Annotated in this window: 19 protein-coding genes; 16 read left to right on the plus strand and 3 right to left on the minus strand. The window is 64.2% G+C overall.

The window, feature by feature from the left end; all coding sequences use genetic code 11:
- Window positions 1-128: 128 nt before the first annotated feature.
- The 16 genes from NLM27_RS15560 (at window position 129) to NLM27_RS15635 (ending at window position 16104) form a co-directional block, all read left to right on the plus strand.
- On the plus strand, window positions 129-1304 hold the full coding sequence (locus NLM27_RS15560) for a succinylglutamate desuccinylase/aspartoacylase family protein (protein WP_254144137.1): 1176 nt from the start codon (window positions 129-131) through the stop codon (window positions 1302-1304).
- 226 nt (window positions 1305-1530) lie between these two features.
- Window positions 1531-2291 (plus strand): IS5 family transposase gene (locus tag NLM27_RS15565; RefSeq protein WP_254144138.1). Its coding sequence is split into 2 segments (ribosomal slippage): window positions 1531-2071 and window positions 2071-2291, totalling 762 coding nucleotides; the frame shifts between segments, so codons are not numbered across the junction.
- A 237-nt stretch (window positions 2292-2528) separates the two neighbouring features.
- A complete protein-coding gene (locus NLM27_RS15570; protein ID WP_254144139.1) occupies window positions 2529-3269 on the plus strand; it encodes a FadR/GntR family transcriptional regulator in 741 nt (246 codons plus the stop codon).
- Window positions 3178-4224, plus strand: coding sequence for an NAD(P)-dependent oxidoreductase (locus NLM27_RS15575; RefSeq protein WP_256569977.1), 1047 nt, complete (start codon window positions 3178-3180; stop codon window positions 4222-4224). The genes NLM27_RS15570 and NLM27_RS15575 overlap by 92 nt, the downstream gene beginning before the upstream one ends.
- Window positions 4225-4234: 10 nt before the next feature.
- Entirely contained in the window at window positions 4235-4918 is a 684-nt protein-coding gene (locus NLM27_RS15580) for an amino acid ABC transporter permease (protein WP_254144141.1), read from the plus strand.
- A 7-nt stretch (window positions 4919-4925) separates the two neighbouring features.
- Entirely contained in the window at window positions 4926-5594 is a 669-nt protein-coding gene (locus tag NLM27_RS15585) for an amino acid ABC transporter permease (protein ID WP_254144142.1), read from the plus strand.
- 1 nt (window position 5595) lies between these two features.
- Complete coding sequence (locus NLM27_RS15590; protein WP_254148835.1) at window positions 5596-6354, plus strand: amino acid ABC transporter ATP-binding protein; 759 nt, start codon at window positions 5596-5598, stop codon at window positions 6352-6354.
- A 19-nt stretch (window positions 6355-6373) separates the two neighbouring features.
- Entirely contained in the window at window positions 6374-7168 is a 795-nt protein-coding gene (locus tag NLM27_RS15595; protein ID WP_254144143.1) for a transporter substrate-binding domain-containing protein, read from the plus strand.
- Between the two features lie 66 nt (window positions 7169-7234).
- Window positions 7235-7681 carry a ribose 5-phosphate isomerase B gene (gene rpiB, locus NLM27_RS15600; protein WP_254144144.1) on the plus strand — a complete coding sequence of 149 codons (447 nt, stop codon included), beginning with the start codon at window positions 7235-7237 and terminating at the stop codon, window positions 7679-7681.
- 382 nt (window positions 7682-8063) lie between these two features.
- Entirely contained in the window at window positions 8064-8792 is a 729-nt protein-coding gene (locus NLM27_RS15605) for a sulfite exporter TauE/SafE family protein (protein WP_254144145.1), read from the plus strand.
- A gap of 16 nt (window positions 8793-8808) precedes the next feature.
- Window positions 8809-10254 carry a DNA repair protein RadA gene (radA, locus tag NLM27_RS15610; RefSeq protein ID WP_254144146.1) on the plus strand — a complete coding sequence of 482 codons (1446 nt, stop codon included), beginning with the start codon at window positions 8809-8811 and terminating at the stop codon, window positions 10252-10254.
- Between the two features lie 167 nt (window positions 10255-10421).
- Window positions 10422-11051, plus strand: a complete 630-nt coding sequence (locus NLM27_RS15615) for a CvpA family protein (protein WP_254148836.1) — start codon at window positions 10422-10424, stop codon at window positions 11049-11051.
- A gap of 27 nt (window positions 11052-11078) precedes the next feature.
- Entirely contained in the window at window positions 11079-12602 is a 1524-nt protein-coding gene (gene purF, locus NLM27_RS15620) for an amidophosphoribosyltransferase (RefSeq protein ID WP_254144147.1), read from the plus strand.
- Window positions 12603-12738: 136 nt separating this feature from the next.
- Window positions 12739-13479, plus strand: a complete 741-nt coding sequence (locus tag NLM27_RS15625; protein ID WP_254144148.1) for an SDR family NAD(P)-dependent oxidoreductase — start codon at window positions 12739-12741, stop codon at window positions 13477-13479.
- Window positions 13480-13560: 81 nt separating this feature from the next.
- Window positions 13561-14709 (plus strand): hypothetical protein, encoded by a 1149-nt coding sequence (locus NLM27_RS15630; RefSeq protein WP_254144149.1) that lies wholly within the window; start codon window positions 13561-13563, stop codon window positions 14707-14709.
- Window positions 14710-14877: 168 nt separating this feature from the next.
- Window positions 14878-16104, plus strand: coding sequence for an ABC transporter substrate-binding protein (locus NLM27_RS15635; RefSeq protein WP_254144150.1), 1227 nt, complete (start codon window positions 14878-14880; stop codon window positions 16102-16104).
- A 147-nt stretch (window positions 16105-16251) separates the two neighbouring features.
- Here the strand turns inward: NLM27_RS15635 and NLM27_RS15640 are convergent, their stop codons facing one another.
- The 3 genes from NLM27_RS15640 to NLM27_RS15650 are packed head-to-tail and all read right to left on the minus strand — an operon-like array spanning window position 16252 to window position 19483.
- Window positions 16252-17508 (minus strand): TCR/Tet family MFS transporter, encoded by a 1257-nt coding sequence (locus NLM27_RS15640; protein ID WP_254144151.1) that lies wholly within the window; start codon window positions 17506-17508, stop codon window positions 16252-16254.
- Window positions 17505-18887 (minus strand): ribosome biogenesis GTPase Der, encoded by a 1383-nt coding sequence (gene der, locus NLM27_RS15645; RefSeq protein WP_254144152.1) that lies wholly within the window; start codon window positions 18885-18887, stop codon window positions 17505-17507. The genes NLM27_RS15640 and der overlap by 4 nt, the downstream gene beginning before the upstream one ends.
- A 50-nt stretch (window positions 18888-18937) precedes the next feature.
- Window positions 18938-19483, minus strand: coding sequence for a hypothetical protein (locus NLM27_RS15650; RefSeq protein ID WP_254144153.1), 546 nt, complete (start codon window positions 19481-19483; stop codon window positions 18938-18940).
- Window positions 19484-19497: the final 14 nt, after the last annotated feature.

Here is a 19497-nt window from a genome sequence, read left to right on the forward strand (position 1 = left end):
CTCGCGCAACAATCTTGCACCCTGATGAGATCAGCAGCAGACTCGTTACCCTGCAGTCGCGGGATGTCGCGACCATTATGCGTTTCATTCTCTGATCGTACCATCGTAAAAAAGGGAGAATTGACACCATGCCAGACAATTCCGAAAAAGGTCTCGATCGCCGCAACTTCTTGATTGCATCTATCGCCACCGCTGGAGCCTCGGCCGCCTTCGCTGTCAACGCTAACGCTGCTGGCGAAGCGCCGGCCGCGTCGGGGGGAACCGTCTATACCGGCGATGTGATCCAGGGGAAGAAGGTCATCAGCGCGCTGGACGTCAACGACCTTGAGCCCGGGCAGAAGCATCTCCTCTATTTTCAGGGCGTGCAGATGCCTACGGGTAAACACTGGAATGTGTCGGTGGTGGTCGCGAAGGGGGTAAGGCCAGGCAAGCGCGCCCTTCTGATCAGTGGTGTGCACGGCGACGAGATGAGCTCAATCCATACGGTCATGACCGTGATGAACCAGCTCGACCCCAAAAGTATGTCGGGCACGGTGATGGCGGTCACCGATGTGTCTCGCCCCGCCTTGGAAAGCATGCAGCGGCGATGGTCCAACGTGGGGTTGGGTGCCGACTTCGTAGACATGAACCGAGTATGGCCGGGAGACGAAAACGGCCTCACCCCAACCAGCCGACATGCGGGGTTGCTGTTCAATCGTCTGCTACGGCCGAACGCCGACTTCGCCATCGATTTCCACACCGGAGCCACCGGCTTTAGTGCCAGTGCCTTCAATCTCGGCGATATGAATATTCCGCAGGTCAAGGCGATGCTGGAACTCTTTCCCGTTACCCAGATCTTCAATAATCCGGTGTATCCGGTTGTTCTCCATAACGCTCTGATCGACGTGGGCATTCCTGCGTTCTGCTCAGAGATTGGCCCTGCTCGGGTACTCACTCCTGATATGATCGATCTGTTCGTTGAGGGTACGATGAACGTACTCAAACACCACGGTATCGTATCCGGCCCGATGGGCAAAACCGGCAAGGACGTGACTGTTTTCATTGGCAACAGTGGCTTCCCGATTATTGCGACCGAAGCCGGCTTCGTCGAGCCTCTGGTTAAGCTTCACGACAGGGTCAACCCTGGGCAGAAGGTCGCTATACAGCGCAACAGCTTTGGCGAGATTGTTGCCGAATATAAGAGCAGCGTCACGGGGGAAATCTTTGCACTGCGTACTGACATGACATCTGAGCCCGGCAATCCTCTGCTGTTTATTCTTTTCGAGAAGCCGACGCGGGAGGGCATGGAGTCTTATCCCGAGTAGTTCGCCCGAGCACGTTCCAGAACGAATGTAACGCCTATGACCTCCCTTTCCCTGGCGACCGAGAAGCCCCAAACGAACTTTGCGCTCCTGCTCATCTGCGTCGATTTTGCATGTCCCCAGCATGTCAGGTAAGGGGGCAATCTCCAAAATGCCGATTGTCCGTCATGCTAATTGAAGGCCTCGTCTTTGGAGGTGATTCAAGCGTCCAAAACCGGGGCCTCGAATCATGCGCTATGAACTCACAGACTTTGAATGGAGTGCCATCCGGTCGCTCCTTCCGAACAAGCCGCGTGGCATTCCCCATGTTGACGACCGGCGCGCGCTGAACGGGATCTTTTGGGTCTTACGCTCCGGTGCTCCGTGGCGCGATCTGCCGGAATCCTACGGTCCCCGCACCACTTGCTATAATCGCTTCGTTCGTTGGCGACAGGCTGGCGTGTGGGATCGGATCATGGATGCACTGGCTGCCGGTCATGATGTGGCGATACGGATGATCGATACCTCCGTCGTGCGCGTGCACCAGCACAGGGCCTGCATCGCGGACAACGATCGCCAAGATATGGGTCGCTCGCGAGGGGGCCTGACGAGCAAGATTCACGCAGTAGTGGATACCAATGGCCTGCCGGTGCATCTCGCCCTCACGCCGGGTGAGGCGCACGACAAGCGGCTGTGTTCGGTTCTTCTCGGCGCATTGCATCCAAAATCGATGTTACTCGCGGATCGTGGCTATGACGCAGACTGGATCAGGGAATTGGCCCGCCAGCAAGTGCGTGGGCCAACATCCCGCCGAAGCGCAATCGCAAAGCCCCCGTCTGCTTCAGCCCGTATCTGTACCGCGCGCGCAACTTGGTCGAGCGGTTCTTCAACAAGATCAAGCAATGTCGGCGTATCGCAACCCGGTATGACAAGCTGGCAGCCAACTACCTGGCGTTTATCAAGCTCGCATCCATCCGCTTTTGGCTACCGGCTAATGAGTCCGCGCCCTAGTGGTCGTGATGGTGTTGACCAGCCTGCCCACGGCACGTGTGGTCCCGAAATCGACGAGGAGATCGTTGCGGTCCAGCTCTCGTAAGGGCCGCTTCACTGGCGCTGACCGCGAATGTTGGCAGGCCTGTCGCCTGAAAGCGGTTCGCCCATCTTCCCAGCCAACTTGACTCAAGCCTCTTGACCTCTGCGCCTTGGTCATCATACTGGTCTGACCAAGATCAGACCAAAGAGACCGGGATGGAACTCAAGCGGGTAGCCGAAGGCGAAAAAGGCTTCGAGAAGGTGTTCGCCTTCTTGCGCGAACGCCTGCTGGCGGGCTCGCTTAGGCCTGGCGACCGCCTGATCTCCGAGCGCGAGCTGGCGACCCTGCTCGGCGTCAGCCGGCCGATCGTGCGCGAGGCGCTGCGTGCCCTCACCGTGCTCGGCATCGTCGAGATCCGCGACCGCATCGGCACCGTGGTGACGCGGCCGGACGTCTCGGTGCTGAACGACTTCTTCACCTTCGCGCTCGCTCAGCAGGCGGACATGCTCGACGATGTCATGCAGGCGCGCGTCGCGATCGAATGCCAGGCGATCCGGCTCGCCTGCGAACGCGCCAACATCGCCGATTTCGAACGGCTCCAGCGCGCGCTGGCGAAGATCGGAGAGACCATCGACGAAGCGGACGCCGGGGGCATGGCCGACTTCGACTTCCATCGCGCCATCGTCGTCGCCTCGCATTCGGAGACGCTGACGGTGTTGCACAGCTCGATGGCGGGCCTTTTGACGCATTCGCATCGCAGCCGCCGCGAACTGGTGCAGGCTTTCCCTTCGATGAAGACCTATCTGATCGACGATCACCGCCGCATCTTCGAAGCTGTCATTGCGCGTGATCCGGAACGCGCGGATGCGACGCTGCGCAAGCATTTTGCCATCGGCGACGAATATCGGCGGCGTGCCGTGGTCGGCGACATCGACAAGACCAGCGCCTCAGGCTGATTGCGGACAGGCCAGACGATCAAGACGCCAATCAACCAAGAAACGGACTGACAACATGGGACGGAACGACAAGGGCAAGGCCGGCTTCATCGGCATCGGCACGATGGGCCGGGAGATGGTGCGCAACCTGCTGGCGGCCGGCCACGCGGTCCGCGTCTTCGACCTGAACGAAGCCGCGCTGACTGACAGCGTCAAGGAAGGCGCGACCCGCGCCAACAGCCCTGCCGATGCCGCGCAAGGCGCCGACATCGTCATCACCATGCTGCCCGACACGCCCCATGTCGAGGCGACGATTTACGGTGAACACGGCCTGCTGAAGTCGCCTCCCCCCGGCAAGCTCATCGTCGACATGAGCACGATCTCGCCGGTCGCCGTCCGCCGCATCCATGCCGACCTGCAAAAGGCCGGCGTCAGCTTCATCGACGCGCCGGTCTCGGGCGGCCCCGTCGGCGCGAAGAACGCTGCGCTTTCGATCATGGCCGGTGGCGATGCTGAAGCATTTGCCAAGGCCGAGCCGTTCTTCCGCGCGATGGGCACGACCATCACGCATGTCGGCGCGTCCGGCGCCGGCCAGACCGTCAAGCTCTGCAATCAGCTGATCTGCGGCATCAACATCCAGGCGATCTGCGAGGCCCTCGCGCTTGGTCGCGCTTCGGGCCTCGACCTCAATCTGCTACGCCGGGTGCTGCTCGGTGGTTCCGCCGCCTCATGGATGCTCGACAAGCTCGGCCCCGCGATGATCGCGGGCGACGTCTCCGCCGGCTTCCGGATCGATCTGCAGCTCAAGGATCTTCGCCTGGTGCAGGAGCACGCGCAGGCGCTGAGCGTGCCGCTGCCCGGCACCGCGCTCGTCACCAGTCAATATGTGGACGCGCGCGCACATGGCGAAGGCAGCAACGGCAACCAGGCGCTGTTCCGCGTCTACGACCGCATGACCAACCAGACAACCGGCTGAACCTGCTACGATGAGCCTCCAACTCGACTTTCCTGCAGTGCTGGAGCGTTGGCCAAGTTTCCTGGCCGGCGCCGCGCTCACTTTGGAGTTGGCATTCTTCGCGACCGTGCTCGGTGCCCTGCTCGGCACGCTTGCGGCGGTCGGGCGCGGCACGCACAATTCGCTGATCGCGGGCGCCTGCAAGGTCTATGTCGAGACCATCCGCAACACCCCGCTCTTGGTGCAGATCTTCCTGGTCTATTTCGGCCTCGCCAGCCTTGGCCTGAAGTACTCCGCCTTCACCGTGGCCGTGGCCGCGCTGACGATCAATGTCGGCGCCTATACCGCCGAGATCATGCGCGCCGGCTTCGAGGCGATCCCGCGCGGACAGATCGAGGCCGCCGAAGGGCTGGCGCTGTCACGCCTGCAGATCTACTGGCACATCATCCTGCTGCCGGCGATCGAGAAGGTCTATCCCGCGCTCACCAGCCAGTTCGTGCTGCTGATGCTGGCCTCCTCGGTCTGCTCGCAGATCTCGGCGGAGGAGCTCACCGCGGTCGCCAACTATATCCAATCGGACACCTATCGCGCGTTCGAGACCTACATCATCGTCGCCGTGCTCTACGTCATCCTGTCACTGGTGATGCGCGCCGGCTTCTGGGGCCTCGGCCTCGTGCTGTTTCCGCGCCGTCGCCGGCTCGGCACGCCGTTGTGAGATGACCATGGGCGGACATCTCAACGTCAATCACCTGATGTTCCTCGGCCACGGCGCGCTGTGGACCATTGGCCTATCCGTGATCGCGCTGATCGGCGGCGGCATCGTCGGCTTCGTGATTGCGCTGGCGCGCATCTCGCCGCTTAGATCGGTCCGGATCGCCAGCGCAGTCTATGTCCAGCTCATCCAGGGCACGCCGCTGCTCGTCATCCTCTTCCTCGGCTATTTCGGTCTCGCCGCGATCGGCCTGCAGGTCTCGCCGCTCGCGGCTGCCGGCGCCTCGCTGACGCTGTATGTCGCCGCTTATCTCGGCGAGATCTGGCGCGGCTGCATCCAGTCCGTGCCGAAGCCGCAATGGGAAGCCGCCGAAGGCCTGGCGCTGAGCCGGACCCAGCGCATGACGAAGGTGATCTTGCCGCAGGCGATCCGCATCGCGACGCCGCCAACCGTCGGCTTCATGGTGCAGATCATCAAGAACACCTCGCTCGCCTCCGTGGTCGGCTTCGTCGAGCTGATGCGCTCGGGCCAGATCGTCAACAACTCGCTGTTCGAGCCGTTCGCCATCTACGCCATCATCGCCGTCACCTATTTCGCCATGTGCTATCCGCTGTCGCTGGTCAGCCAAAGGCTGGAACGGCGGATGGGGCGTGGCAGATCCAACCTCGCGCCGGCCTGACATGCAGCAGAACCTCTCCTCCTCCGAACCCATCGTGTCGCTCCGCGACGTGCAGAAGAGCTTCGGCTCGCTCCGCGTGCTCGACGGTGTCTCCTTTGCCGTCGCACGTGGCGAGGTGCTGGCGCTGATCGGCCGCTCCGGCTCCGGCAAGAGCACGGCGCTGCGCTGCATCGACCGCTTCGAGAAGGTCGACGGCGGCGAGATCGTCGTCTGCGGACATCGGGTCGACCGTCCCGATGTCGACCTGCGCGCGCTGCGACAGGATGTCGGCATAGTGTTCCAGAGCTACAATCTGTTTCCGCACCTCACGATCGAGCAGAACATCACGCTCGCGCCCTGCGCGGTTAAGGGCATGACCGGCTCGCAGGCCAGGGACCTCGCACGAAAAGTGCTCGCGCAGGTCGGGCTCGAGGAGAAGCTGCATGCCTATCCCGAGCAGCTCTCGGGCGGCCAGCAGCAGCGCGCGGCGATCGCCCGTTCGCTGGCGATGCAGCCCAAGGTGATGCTGTTCGACGAGGTCACCTCTGCGCTCGATCCCGAGCTCACCGGCGAGGTGCTGAAGGTGATCGAGCAGCTGGCGGCGGACGGCATGACCATGGTGATGGTCACCCACGAGATGGGCTTTGCCAAGGGCATCGCCGACCGGATCGTGTTCATGCATCGCGGCAAGGTCCACGAGACCGGACCCGCCTCGATCCTGACGTCACCAACGACACCGGAGCTCACCCAATTCGTGGGCACTGGAAACCTAAAATCATAACAGGAGAGGAGAACTAGGGATGACAAACAAGAGATTGCTGGGCACGGCCGCCGCGCTATTCGGCCTCGTGATGATGGCGGCGACGCCGGCATCGGCCAATTTGCTCGACGACATCATGAAGGCGAAAAAGATCCGCATCTCGACGGATCTCGCCATTCCGCCCTCGGGCATGATGGATTCCAGCATGAAGCCGACCGGCTCCGACGTCGAAGTGGCCCAGCTGCTCGCCAAGGACTGGGGGCTGGAGCTGGAATTCATCCAGACCACCGGCGCGACCCGCATCCCGAACGTCCTGACCGGCAAGGCCGACATCATCATCTCGACCCTGTCGGTGACGCCGGACCGCGCCAAGGTGATCGACTTCACCAAGCGCTATGCGACGCTGCAATCCGATGTCGGCTGCCTGAAGTCGTCGACCGTCAAGGACTGGCCCGACCTGAAGGACAAATCGATCGGCGTCTCGCGCGGCACCACGCAGGACACCACGCTGTCCAACATGAAGGACAAGGACCTGAAGATCGCGCGCTACGACGACGATGCCACCATGGTGACGGCGGCGGTCTCCGGCCAGGTCGACTGCGTCGCATCGTCCGCGACGATCATCAACCAGATCGGGGTGAAGAATCCCTCGCGCGTGTTCGAATCCAGGATTCCGCTGGCGACCTTCGATCTCGCCATCGGCCTGAAGAAGGGCGAGCAGCCTCTGATGGACAAGCTCAACGCCTGGATCACCGAGAACGTCAAGAACGGCAAGCTCAACGCAATCTACAAGAAATTCCACGGGGTGGAGCTGCCACCCGACATGCGCAGCTGAACGGAAGAACGCCGTGACAGTCGCACGCGACTGTCACGGCTATTGCAAGATCAAGAAGGACATCACATGCGTCTCGTCATCGGATCCGACCACGCCGGCTGGCCGCTCAAGCAGACCGTCATCGACCACATCCGCAAGCTCGGCCACGACGTCGTCGACGTCGGCTCCTATGATGACAAGCCGGTGGATTTCCCCGACATCGCACGGGCCGTGGCGGCGAAGGTGACATCGGGCGAAGCCGCGCGCGGCATCATGGTGTGCGGCACCGGCGTCGGCGCCTCGATCGCGGCCAACAAGATGAAGGGCATCCGCGCCGCCGTCTGCCACGACGTCCATTCCGCCCATCAAAGCGTCGAGCATGACGACGTCAACGTCATGTGCATCGGTGCGCAGATCGTCGGCGCCTGGCTCGCCGTAGATCTCGTGTCCTCCTACCTCTCCGCCGAATTCTCCACCGACGAGGATTTCCGCCGCCGCGTCGAGAAGCTGCGCGTCATGGACGAGCAAGGCTGAGGGGCCGCTCACGGAGCCGTAGCCCGGATGGAGTGCAGCGCAATCCGGGACAGTCCATGCGGACAAAAGGCCCCGGATTACGCTTCGCTCCATCCGGGCTACGCGACTGAGGACGTGCCTGCAGCCTACCTTCCGTCATTGCGAGCGCAGCGAAGCAATCCAGAGTCTTGCCGCGGATGCATTTTCTGGATTGCTTCGCTGCGCGCGCAATGACGAGGTGGAAGCAGCTGCGCGCTAAAACTCCGCTCTCGTGCCCAGGCTCTGCAGCGGAGCGTCACTGCGTGCCGCACCGCGTTCGGGACGCGAGAGGGAACCAGGGTGCCCGCCATTCACTCATGCCCTCTTCTCCGGCTAGACTGCTCCGATTCCTGGAGCCCTGGCTTTGGCCCTTCTCTTCGTCCTCACCATCGGCCTCATCGCCGGCACCATTTCCGGTATCGTCGGCACCGGCTCGTCGATCATGCTGATGCCGGTGCTGGTCTATGCCTATGGGCCGAAGGAGGCCGTGCCGATCATGGCGGTGGCCTCCGTCATGGCGAATTTTTCACGCATCCTCGCCTGGTGGCGCGAGGTCGACTGGCGAGCCTGCGCGGCCTATTCGGTGACGGGCATTCCGGCCGCAGCGCTCGGCGCGCGGACGCTGCTGGCACTGCCCTCGCACGCCGTCGATCTCACCATCGGCATCTTCCTGATCGCGATGGTGCCGGTGCGGCACTGGCTGGCGCGGCACGACCTCAAGGCCAATCTCTGGCACCTCGCCATCGGCGGCGCGATCATCGGTTATCTCACCGGCATCGTGGTCTCGACCGGCCCGCTCAGCGTGCCGCTGTTCCTGTTCTACGGGCTCAGCAAGGGCGCTTTCCTCGCCACCGAAGCCGCCTCGTCGCTGGGACTCTATTTCGCGAAATCCGTGACCTTCGAGCGCTTCGGCGCGCTGACCATGGATGTCTTCATCAAGGGCCTGGTTGCCGGTTCCTCGTTGATGTCAGGGGCGTTCATCGCAAAGCGCTTCGTGCTGCATCTGAAACCGGAAACCTTCCAGCTGGTGATGGATGCGATCATGGTCGCGGCCGGGCTCTCCATGCTATGGAACGCGACGCACTCCCCCTGAGCAAGATTTTACGCTGATGGCCAAGAGCACCCTCTCCTTCGTCTGCCAGAACTGCGGCGCGGCCTATAACCGCTGGCAGGGCAAGTGCGAATCCTGCGGCGAGTGGAACACGCTCGCCGAGGAGGACACCAGCGGCAGCGTCCCGGTGTCGATCCGCTCCAAGCGCAAGGGACGAACGTTCGCGCTGGAGAGCCTCGCCGGAAAGAGCCCGGATGCGCCGCGCCTGTCCTCGGGGATGAGCGAGCTCGACCGCGTCACCGGCGGCGGCTTCGTGCGCGGCTCGGTGCTGCTGGTCGGCGGCGATCCCGGCATCGGCAAATCGACACTGCTCACGCAGGCCACCAGCATGCTGGCACGCGCCGGCCACCGCATCGTCTACATCTCCGGCGAAGAGGCGGTCGCGCAGGTGCGCCTGCGCGCCGAGCGGCTCGGGCTGTCGGATGCGCCGGTGCAACTCGCCGCCGAGACCTCGGTCGAGGATATCGTCTCGACGCTGTCGGAGGGCGCGGTGCCCCGGCTGATCGTCATCGACTCGATCCAGACCATGTGGACCGACACGGTGGAATCGGCGCCCGGCACGGTGACGCAGGTGCGAGCCTCGGCGCAGGCGCTGATACGATTTGCCAAGAAGACCGGCGCTGCCATCATCCTGGTCGGCCACGTCACCAAGGACGGCCAGATCGCCGGGCCCCGCGTGGTCGAGCACATGGTCGATGCGGTGCTGTCGTTCGAGGGCGAAGGCTCGCAGCAATTCCGCATCCTGCGCGCCGTGAAGAATCGTTTCGGGCCGACCGACGAGATCGGCGTGTTCGAGATGACCGGTCTTGGTCTGCGCGAGGTCACCAACCCCTCCGAGCTGTTCCTGTCCGAGCGCGATCTCGGCACCCCCGGCACCGCCGTCTTCGCAGGCATCGAGGGCACGAGGCCCGTCCTGGTCGAATTACAGGCGCTGGTGGCGCCGACCTCGCTCGGCACCCCGCGCCGGGCCGTGGTCGGCTGGGACCCGAGCCGGCTGTCGATGGTGCTGGCGGTACTGGAGGCCCATTGCGGGGTCAAGCTGTCGGGACACGACGTCTATCTGAACGTCGCCGGCGGCCTGCGCATCCACGAACCTGCGGCGGACCTTGCCGCTGCCGCGGCGCTGGTATCGTCCCTGGTTAACGCGCAGTTACCCACTGATGCCGTCTATTTCGGCGAAATCTCGCTCTCCGGCGTGGTCCGCCCGGTGGCGCAGACCCCGGCCCGGCTGAAGGAAGCGGCAAAACTCGGTTTCCAGCGTGCCGTGCTGCCCGAATCGGCCCGCGGCGATGCCGGCGGAGACGCCGGACTGTCGCTGAACGCGGTCAACAGCCTGACGACGCTGGTCGCCGAAATCGCCGCCCGCGGCTCCCGCCGGGGTGAATCGAACGGACCGGCAGAGAAAAATGCCACACCGGCAAGATTCCGCCGTGGAGATGGTTAGCCGGAGGTGACGCCGGAGGCCCCCGCCGCTATACAGCCGTCACAAAAGCAGCACGGGATTGCGTGGTTGCGGCCTTGCCGGGAACGTCGTCTGCCCTTCTTTTAGGGCAGCGGCCAAGCACCGATTCGCTGAGCACCCTTGAGAGTACGAGCGGACCAGACCAGCCGATGCCAGTTACACTCCTCGACCTGATCCTGCTCGGTGTGATGCTGATCTCGGGCCTGCTCGCGATGGTCCGCGGCTTCATGCGCGAAATCCTGTCGATCGCAGCCTGGGGCGCGGCCGCGATCGTGACGCTGTACTCGTTCTCGAAGCTGCTGCCGACCGCCAAGACCTATTTCAACAACGACACGGTCGCGAGCGTGGTCGTGGTCGCCGGCGTGTTCGTGGGCACCCTGGTCGTGGTTTCCGTGATCACCGTCCGCATCTCCGACATGATCCTCGATTCGCGCATCGGCGCGCTGGACCGCACCCTTGGCTTCCTGTTTGGCCTGGCTCGCGGGCTTTTGATCGTCGTGGTCGCCTTCCTGTTCTTCACCTGGCTGGTTCCGGACAAGCAGCGCCCGGACTGGGTCACCGGGGCCAAGTCCCGCGTCGTGCTCCAGGGAACCGGGGATTGGCTGATGGCCCTCTTGCCCGACGACCCCGAGAACACCATCTTGAAGAGATTCAAGAAAAACAAACCAGATGATGATCAAGCTGAATCCGAGCAGCAGCCTTCGGGCGGCGGCGACGGATACAGTAAACCTGCTCGTGACAGCCTGAAAAAGCTGATCGAGAAACCTGCGGCGCGTTGATTGGCCCTAAAGAGAGGCGCGGACGAGATGCGACACCCCGACCAGGACGCACAACTTGATCTCGATCCTAGGGCCGGTTTGGGCCCGGCCACGCTGGAGGTTCAGGACGATCTGGAGGGGGATACGCTGCGCGAGGAATGCGGCGTCTTCGGCATCTACGGTCACCCCGACGCCGCCGCCATCACCGCGCTCGGTCTCCACGCCCTCCAGCACCGCGGCCAGGAAGCCGCCGGCATCGTCTCCTACGACGGCAGCCGTTTCCACTCAGAACGCCGCCTCGGCCTCGTCGGCGACACTTTCTCCCGCCGCGAGGTGATCGACCGCCTGCCCGGCAATGTCGCGGTCGGCCATGTCCGTTATTCCACCACCGGCGCCACCATCCTGCGCAACGTGCAGCCGCTGTTCGCCGAGCTCAATGCCGGCGGCCTCGCGGTCGCCCATAACGGCAACCTCACCAACGGCCTGACGCTGCGCCGCGAGCTCGTCAGGCACGGTGCGATGATGCAGTCGACCACCGACACCGAAGTGATCCTGCACCTGGTCGCCCGCTCCAAGCGCGCGCGCTTCATCGAGCGCTATATCGACGCGCTGCGCGAGATCGAAGGCGCCTATGCGCTGGTGTCGCTGACCAACAAGAAGCTGGTCGGCGCGCGCGATCCGCGCGGCATCCGCCCGCTGGTGCTCGGCGAACTCGACGGCTGCCCGATCCTGACCTCGGAGACCTGCGCGCTCGACATCATCGGCGCGCGCTTCATCCGCGACATCGAGCCTGGCGAAGTCATCGTGTTCGACGAGAACGGCCAGGACATTCACAAGCCGTTCCCGCCGATGGCGCCGCGCCCCTGCATCTTCGAATACATCTACTTCTCCCGGCCGGATTCCATCGTCCACGGCCGCTCGGTCTACGAAGTGCGCAAGGCCTTTGGTGCGCAGCTCGCGCGCGAGAGCCACGTGCCGATCGATGTCGTGGTGCCAGTGCCGGATTCCGGCGTGCCCGCCGCAGTCGGCTACAGCCAGCATTCCGGCGTGCCGTTCGAGCTCGGCATCATCCGCAACCACTATGTCGGCCGCACCTTCATCCAGCCGACGCAGGCGATCCGCGAATCCGGCGTGCGCATGAAGCATTCGGCCAACCGCGCCGCGATCGAAGGCAAGCGCATCATCCTGATCGACGACTCGCTGGTGCGCGGCACCACCTCGAAGAAGATCGTGCGCATGATGCGCGACGCCGGCGCCAAGGAAGTGCACTTCCGTCTTGCCTCGCCGCCGATCCTCTACCCTGATTATTATGGCATCGACCTGCCCGACCGCGGCGGCCTCTTGGCCGCGACGCATTCGCTGGAGGAGATGCGCGAGATCATCGGCGCCGACTCGCTCGCGTTCCTGTCGATCGACGGCATGTATCGCGCCATGGGCGAGCCCGGCCGCGACCCCGCCAATCCGAAGTTTTCGGACCATTGCTTCACCGGGGCGTATCCGACCCACCTCACCGACCAGACCCAGACCGAGCAGCAGCCGCGGCAATTGTCGCTGTTGGCGGAGGCGAGCTGACGGCGGAGCCGTCATCCCGGGGCGATGCAAAGCATCGAGCCCGGGATCTCGAGATTCCGGGTTCGGTCCTGCGGACCGCCCCGGAATGACAGTCTTGGGGGCTTGTCCCGGCCATCCACGCCTGTAAAACCCCGCCATGACAAAACCCCTCGCCGACCGCATCGCTCTCGTCACCGGCGCCTCGCGCGGCATCGGCTTCGCCACGGCAAAAGCACTGGCTAAGGCCGGCGTGCATATCGTGGCGGTGGCGCGCACGCAGGGCGGGCTGGAAGAGCTCGACGACGAGATCCGCAAAGATGGCGGCAGCGCCACGCTGGTGCCGCTCAACCTCACCGATTCCGACGGCATCGCGCGGCTGGGCGCCGGCCTGCACGAGCGCTACGGCAAGCTCGACATCCTCGTCGGCAATGCCGGCGTGCTCGGCCCCTCCTCGCCGGTCGGCCATATCGAGCTGAAGGCCTTCAACGACGTGATGGCCGTCAACGTCTCCGCGAACTTCCAGCTGATCCGCTGCATGGAGCCGCTGCTGAAGCAGTCCGATGCGGGACGCGCCGTATTCATCACCTCGGGCGCCGCCAACAAGGCGACCGCCTATGTCAGCCCCTACGCCGCATCCAAGGCCGCGCTGGAAACGCTGGCGCGCGCGTGGGCGCAGGAGACGGCGAACACGAAGCTGCGCATCAACCTGTTCAACCCGGGCCCGATCCGCACCCGCATGCGCGCCACACTGATGCCGGGCGAGGACCCGGCGACGCTCGACACGCCCGAGCAGGTCGCCGAATTCATCGTGCCGATGTGCGCGCCGGACTGGACCGAGACCGGCAAGTTCTACGATTACAAGACGCGCAGCTTGATGAGCTTCCGCGCACCGGCCTGATTGACTCCATAGCCTCCCCGCGATTGACTGCCCGCGCTCAGGCGGCAGCAAGCCGCAAGCCAACAAAAATGGGAGGTTGCCATGGCGCCATGGCATGATCGCGCAGGCTTCAGCCCTGCGCTCGGAAACGTTTTTCGCGCCTTCTCCATCCTGATCGCAGCCATTGCGTTTGTGCTTCCGGGCACGGCATCCGCCGGCGATGTCCCTACCTTCGCGGTCGACGCCTCCTGGCCAAAGCAGCTGCCGAACAACTGGATTCTCGGCCAGGTCGGCGGCATCACCGTCGACTGGCAGGGCCACATCTGGGTGATACATCGTCCGCGCTCGCTCACCGACGACGAGAAAGGCGCGAGCCTGAATCCGCCGCGCTCCAAGTGCTGCGTGTCGGCGCCGCCCGTGCTCGAATTCGACAGCGACGGCAATCTGCTGCGCTCATGGGGCGGTCCGGGCCAGGGCTATGAATGGGTCGGCCGCGAGCACGGCATCGAGGTCGACGAGCGCGGCTTCGTCTGGATCGGCGGCAACGCCGACAACGACAATGCGATCCTGAAGTTCACGCTCGACGGCAAGTTCGTCGGCCAGATCGGCAAGATCGCGCCGAGCCTCGGTAGCAACGACACAACGCAGCTCGGCAAGCCCGCCGAGACCGCGCTCGACAAGGACGCGAACGAGATCTACGTCGCCGACGGCTACGGCAACCACCGCGTCATCGTGTTCGACGCGACGACGCTGGCCTACAAGCGGCATTGGGGCGCCTATGGCAACAAGCCTGATGACGCCAAGCAAGCACCCTATGATCCCAAGGCGCCGGTTGCCCAACAATTCGGCAATCCCGTTCACTGCGTAAAGCTCGCCAATGACGGGCTGGTCTACGTCTGCGACCGCATCAACAACCGCATCCAGGTGTTCAGGAAGGACGGCTCGTTCGTGAAGGAGTTCTTCTTCGAGAAGAATACGCTTGGTAATGGCTCGGTGTGGGACATCGCGATCTGGCCCGATCCGAAGCAGACCTATCTGCTGAGCGCCGACGGCGAGAACAACGAGATCCGGGTGATCAAGCGCGACGACGGCAGCGTTGTCGGCAGCTTCGGCCATAACGGCCGCAATGCCGGGCAATTTCACTGGGTGCATGCCATGGCGATCGACGCCAAGGGTAACGTCTATACCGCCGAGGTCGATACCGGAAAGCGCATCCAGAAATTCAAGCTGACATCGGACGCCCTCAAATAGCGTCTTGACGCATTTTGCCCAAAAGTTAACGGACGGATGACGCTACGACGCAGCGTCATCCGGCTTTAGGCGGATTGCCGCCGCCCGTGGGACAGGCTAGAGCCATCAGCCGGAAACAAGGCTCCGCAAGAGGGCCGTCCGCATATTTGACAATGGAGGAAACCTTTCATGACGACGACGTTCGCACGCCGCACCGCGGCCCTTCTGGCCTGTGCCGCTTTCGGTTTTGCCACATCCGCCTACGCCCAGGACAAGACCGTCAAGATCGGCGTGCTCAACGACATGTCGAGCCTCTATGCCGACATCGGCGGCCCGAATTCGGTCGTGGCCATCAAGATGGCGGTCGAGGATTCCGGCCTGCTCAAAAAGGGCTGGAAGATCGACGTCATCAGCGGTGATCATCAGAACAAGCCTGACGTCGGCGTCAACATCGCCCGGCAGTGGATCGACAACGAGAAGGTCGACGCGATCGCGGATACGCCGAACTCCGGTGTCGCCCTGGCGGTCAGCAACCTCGTCAAGGAAAAGAATTCGGTGCTGCTGAATTCCGGCGCCGCCTCCGCCGACCTGACCGGCAAGGCCTGCACGCCGAACACGATCTCTTATACTTATGACACCTACATGCTGGCCCATGGCACCGGCAAAGCGCTGACCAAGGCCGGCGGCGACAGCTGGTTCTTCCTGACCGCGGATTATGCCTTCGGCCACGCACTCGAGCGCGACACCACGGCGGTCGTGACCGCGAATGGCGGCAAGGTGCTCGGCAGCGTCAAGCACCCGATCAATACCGCGGACTTCTCGTCCTTCCTGCTGCAGGCGCAATCGTCCAAGGCCAAGGTGGTTGGGCTCGCCAACGCCGGCGGCGACACCACGAACTCGATCAAGCAGGCGGCCGAATTCGGCATCGTCTCCGCAGGCCAGAAGCTCGCGGCCCTGCTGCTGTTCATCAATGACGTGCATTCGCTCGGCTTGAAGACCGCCCAGGGCCTGACCTTCACCGAGTCCTTCTACTGGGACATGAACGACCAGACCCGCGCCTGGTCCAAGCGCTTCGCGGCACTCGCCAACAAGAATGCGATGCCCTCGATGACCCAGGCCGGCAATTACGCGATGGTGCTGCATTATCTCAAGGCGATGGAAGCGCTCGGCGGTAATCCGCATGACGGAGCCAAGGTCGTTGCCAAGATGAAGGAGCTGCCGACCGACGACCCGCTGTTCGGCAAGGGCCCGCTGCGCGAGGACGGCCGCCGCCTCATCCCGGCCTACCTGTTCGAGGTGAAGAAGCCCGAGGAGTCGAAGGGGCCGTGGGACTATTACAAGCAGCTCGCCACGATCGCACCGGAAGATGCGGCCAAGCCGCTCAAGGACAGCGATTGCCCGCTTGTGAAGAAGTGACCGCGTAGCGGTCGCGCACAGATGCCGTAGGGTGGGCAAAGGCGCCTAAGCGCCGTGCCCACCTTATTCTTTTGACGGATCAAGACACAGTGGGCACGCTTCCGCCTTTGCTCTACGAGCTACGGTGCACGAGTCGCTTTGCCCACGCTACGAGACCGTCTTCGTCGCACCCAGCGACCGCGCCGCGATCGCAACGCACACCACCATCAACACAGCCGCGAGCAGGAACGGGGCACCAGGCAGATGCAGCGGCGCGCTGGCGCCGATGAAATAGGAAAACGTCAGCGTGAACAGGAACGGGCCGACGAGCTGCGACACGCTCTGCACGCTCGCGGTCGCGCCTTGCAACTGGCCCTGCTGATCGGGCGCGACCAGCCGCGTCATCAGCGATTGCATGGCAGCGCCCGAGATGCCCCACAGCGACATCACGGGAATGCCGATCCAGAACAGCGGTCCGGTTGGCGCCGCGCCGAAGATCACGAATCCGAGCGCGCCGCAGCACAGGCCCAGCACCAGCGCGTTCCGCTCGCCGAGCACGCGCACGATCGGGCCGATGGCGAGGCCCTGCACCACCATGGCGCAGATGCCGACCATCGCGAGCGTCAGTCCGACCGTCTTGGAATCCCATCCATAGCGATAGGTCGCATAGAGCACGAAGGTCGAGGGCAGCACGACATGCGCGACCTGCGCGATGAAATTGACGACGGACATCGCGGCAAGCACCGCGTTTGACCGCAGCAAGTGCAGCGCGCCGATCGGATTGGCGCTCCTCCAGTGGAACGGCGCTCGCTTGTCAGGCGCGAGCGACTCCGGCAGCACGAACAGCCCATAGAGCGCGTTGGCGAGGCTCAAGGCCGCCGAGGCCCAGAACGGCAGGCGCGGATCGACGTCGCCGAGCAGGCCACCGAGCGCCGGCCCCAAGATAAAGCCGGCGCCGAAGGCAGCACCAATCCTGCCGAAGATCGCCGCGCGCCGCTCCGGCGGCGTGATATCCGAGATATAGGCGAATGCGGTCGAGATGCTGGCCGAGGTGATGCCGGAGATCACGCGGCCGATGAACAGCCAGACCAGCGACGGCGCCAGCGCCATCAACACGTAGTCAGCCGCGAGCCCGAAATTCGACAGCAGCACCACCGGCCGGCGCCCGAAGCGATCCGACAGCGCGCCGAGCACCGGCGAGAACACGAACTGCATCAGCGCCCAGGCCGTGCCGAACAGGCCGAAGATGCGGGCCGCGTGCGCGGTGTCATTATCGACGAAGCTTTCGATGAGCTTCGGCAGGATCGGCATGATCACGCCGAGCGCGAGCATGTCGAGCAGGATGGTGACGAAGATGAAGGCGACCGCACCGCGCCGGACCGGCGCTGCGCTCTGCGCCATCGCCTCGCCGGCATCGTTGCTCACGATGGCCGCTTGCGTTTGTGCGCGAAGGGATTGGCCTTCTCGCGCAGGGTGATGCGCACCGGCGTGCCCGGCAGCTCGAAGGTCTCGCGCATGGAGTTGGTCAAATAGCGCAAATAGGACTGCGGCACCGCGTCGGCGCGCGAACAGAACAGCACGAAGCTCGGCGGGCGCGCTTTCGTCTGGGTGATGTAGTTCAGCTTCAGCCTGCGGCCGGATACAGCCGGCGGCGGATTGGCCTGGATCGCCTGCTCGAACCAGCGATTGAGCGCGGCGGTCGGCACGCGCCGGTTCCAGATCGCATAGGCGTCCTGGATTGCCTGCATCAGGCGGTCGATGCCCTCGCCCATCAGTCCCGACACGGCGACAACAGGCACGCCCTTGACCTGCGGTAGCCAATGGTCGGCGTCACGGCGCAGACCCGAGATGGCGCCGCCGCCCTTGGTCTCCATCAGGTCCCATTTGTTGACGGCAAGCACGACCGCGCGACCCTCACGCTCGATCAGATCCGCAATACGAAGATCCTGCTCCTCAAAACGGTTCTGCGTGTCCATCATCAGCACGACGACTTCGGCAAAGCGCACCGCGCGCAAAGCATCAGCGACCGAGAGCTTCTCCAGCTTCTCCTCGATGCGCGAGCGCCGGCGCAGACCTGCGGTGTCGAACACGCGAAAATCGCGGCCCTTCCAGTTGATCTCGACCGCGATGGAATCGCGCGTGGTGCCGGCCTCGGGGCTCGTCAGCAGGCGCTCCTCGCCGAGCAGATGGTTGATCAGCGTCGACTTGCCGGCATTGGGCCGGCCGACGATGGCGACCCGGATCGGACGCGTCGCGGCCTCTTCCTCGGAGATCGGCTCGTCGTCCTCGGCCTCATCGTCGTCGACAGGCTCCGGCATGAGCTTTGCGAGCTCGTCGTAAAGCTCGCCCATGCCCTCGCCATGCTCAGCCGAGATCTGGATGGGATCGCCGAGGCCGAGCGCAAAGGCTTCCATCGCGCCCGCATCGCCATGCTTGCCCTCGCTCTTGTTGGCGACCAGCAGCACCGGCTTGTTGGCCTTGCGGGCGAAATCGGCGAAGGCGCGATCGGTGGGCGTGAGGCCGATGCGGGCGTCGATGACGAAGAACAGCGCGTCGGCCTGCGCGATCGCGGTCTCCGTCTGCTCCTGCATGCGCGCGGTCAGCGAGTCCTTGGCGCCCTCGTCGAGCCCAGCGGTATCGATGATGGTGAACTGGAGATCGCCGAGCCTTGCCTCACCTTCGCGGCGGTCGCGGGTGACACCCGGCAAATCATCGACGAGCGCGAGCTTCTGTCCGACCAGGCGGTTGAACAGCGTCGATTTGCCGACATTGGGCCGGCCGATGATGGCGATCGTGAAGGACATCGGTCATTCGTGCGCTGCCGGGGCTGCGCCTGTCAATGCAATGAAGGGTATCAGCGCGAGAAGCTGCCGCTCGGCAGCGGCGCGGGGAAAGCGCCCTGCGATTGCTGCTGCGTGGTCTGGGTCGGTTGCGCCTGCTGCTGAACCGGCTGATCCGGCGGCGGCGCGGTGGTGCGCTTGCGGACAATCTTGTGCTTGGGCGGCGGAGCGGCCGTGGGCGGCGCGGCCTCCGGCTGGACTTCCCCGTCAACCTCGCCGGCAGCCGGCGCGGCCGCCGTGGCGGCTGGTTGCCTGGACTTCGTCGCCTTGGCCCCCTTCGCTGGCTTGGCCGGTTCGGGCGGCGGCTCTGCGGGGAGAGCCGCGACTGCGGGCGCGTTCGGATCGGGCTGCTGCTGCGCGCCCTTGTACAGGTCCCTCGGCACACCCTGCTCGAGGCCCGGCACGCCCTCCGGAAACACCGGCTTGCGGTCGCCTGGCAGCTTCTTCTTGGTGTCGAGGAAGTCGAGCAAGTCGCTTGGATCGAAGCTGGAGCAGCCGCCCAGAACGCCCGTGAAGACGATCAGGACGACGGCTGCGATCAAGCGTGGCGTGCGGCGCATCTTGGTGTCTCGTT

Source organism: Bradyrhizobium sp. CCGB12 (assembly GCF_024199845.1).
Classification (GTDB): domain Bacteria; phylum Pseudomonadota; class Alphaproteobacteria; order Rhizobiales; family Xanthobacteraceae; genus Bradyrhizobium.

What these genes read in the sequence shown, in the direction of transcription:
- NLM27_RS15630 (WP_254144149.1), top strand. Translation starts at nt 13,561, where the DNA reads ATGGCGCCATGGCATGATCGCGCAGGCTTCAGCCCTGCGCTCGGAAAC.
- rpiB (WP_254144144.1), top strand. Translation starts at nt 7,235, where the DNA reads ATGCGTCTCGTCATCGGATCCGACCACGCCGGCTGGCCGCTCAAGCAG.
- NLM27_RS15590 (WP_254148835.1), top strand. Translation starts at nt 5,596, where the DNA reads ATGCAGCAGAACCTCTCCTCCTCCGAACCCATCGTGTCGCTCCGCGAC.
- NLM27_RS15560 (WP_254144137.1), top strand. Translation starts at nt 129, where the DNA reads ATGCCAGACAATTCCGAAAAAGGTCTCGATCGCCGCAACTTCTTGATT.
- NLM27_RS15595 (WP_254144143.1), top strand. Translation starts at nt 6,374, where the DNA reads ATGACAAACAAGAGATTGCTGGGCACGGCCGCCGCGCTATTCGGCCTC.
- der (WP_254144152.1), bottom strand. Translation starts at nt 18,887, where the DNA reads ATGTCCTTCACGATCGCCATCATCGGCCGGCCCAATGTCGGCAAATCG.
- NLM27_RS15615 (WP_254148836.1), top strand. Translation starts at nt 10,422, where the DNA reads ATGCCAGTTACACTCCTCGACCTGATCCTGCTCGGTGTGATGCTGATC.
- NLM27_RS15635 (WP_254144150.1), top strand. Translation starts at nt 14,878, where the DNA reads ATGACGACGACGTTCGCACGCCGCACCGCGGCCCTTCTGGCCTGTGCC.
- NLM27_RS15650 (WP_254144153.1), bottom strand. Translation starts at nt 19,483, where the DNA reads ATGCGCCGCACGCCACGCTTGATCGCAGCCGTCGTCCTGATCGTCTTC.
- NLM27_RS15570 (WP_254144139.1), top strand. Translation starts at nt 2,529, where the DNA reads ATGGAACTCAAGCGGGTAGCCGAAGGCGAAAAAGGCTTCGAGAAGGTG.
- NLM27_RS15580 (WP_254144141.1), top strand. Translation starts at nt 4,235, where the DNA reads ATGAGCCTCCAACTCGACTTTCCTGCAGTGCTGGAGCGTTGGCCAAGT.
- purF (WP_254144147.1), top strand. Translation starts at nt 11,079, where the DNA reads ATGCGACACCCCGACCAGGACGCACAACTTGATCTCGATCCTAGGGCC.
- NLM27_RS15585 (WP_254144142.1), top strand. Translation starts at nt 4,926, where the DNA reads ATGGGCGGACATCTCAACGTCAATCACCTGATGTTCCTCGGCCACGGC.
- radA (WP_254144146.1), top strand. Translation starts at nt 8,809, where the DNA reads ATGGCCAAGAGCACCCTCTCCTTCGTCTGCCAGAACTGCGGCGCGGCC.
- NLM27_RS15625 (WP_254144148.1), top strand. Translation starts at nt 12,739, where the DNA reads ATGACAAAACCCCTCGCCGACCGCATCGCTCTCGTCACCGGCGCCTCG.
- NLM27_RS15575 (WP_256569977.1), top strand. Translation starts at nt 3,178, where the DNA reads ATGCGACGCTGCGCAAGCATTTTGCCATCGGCGACGAATATCGGCGGC.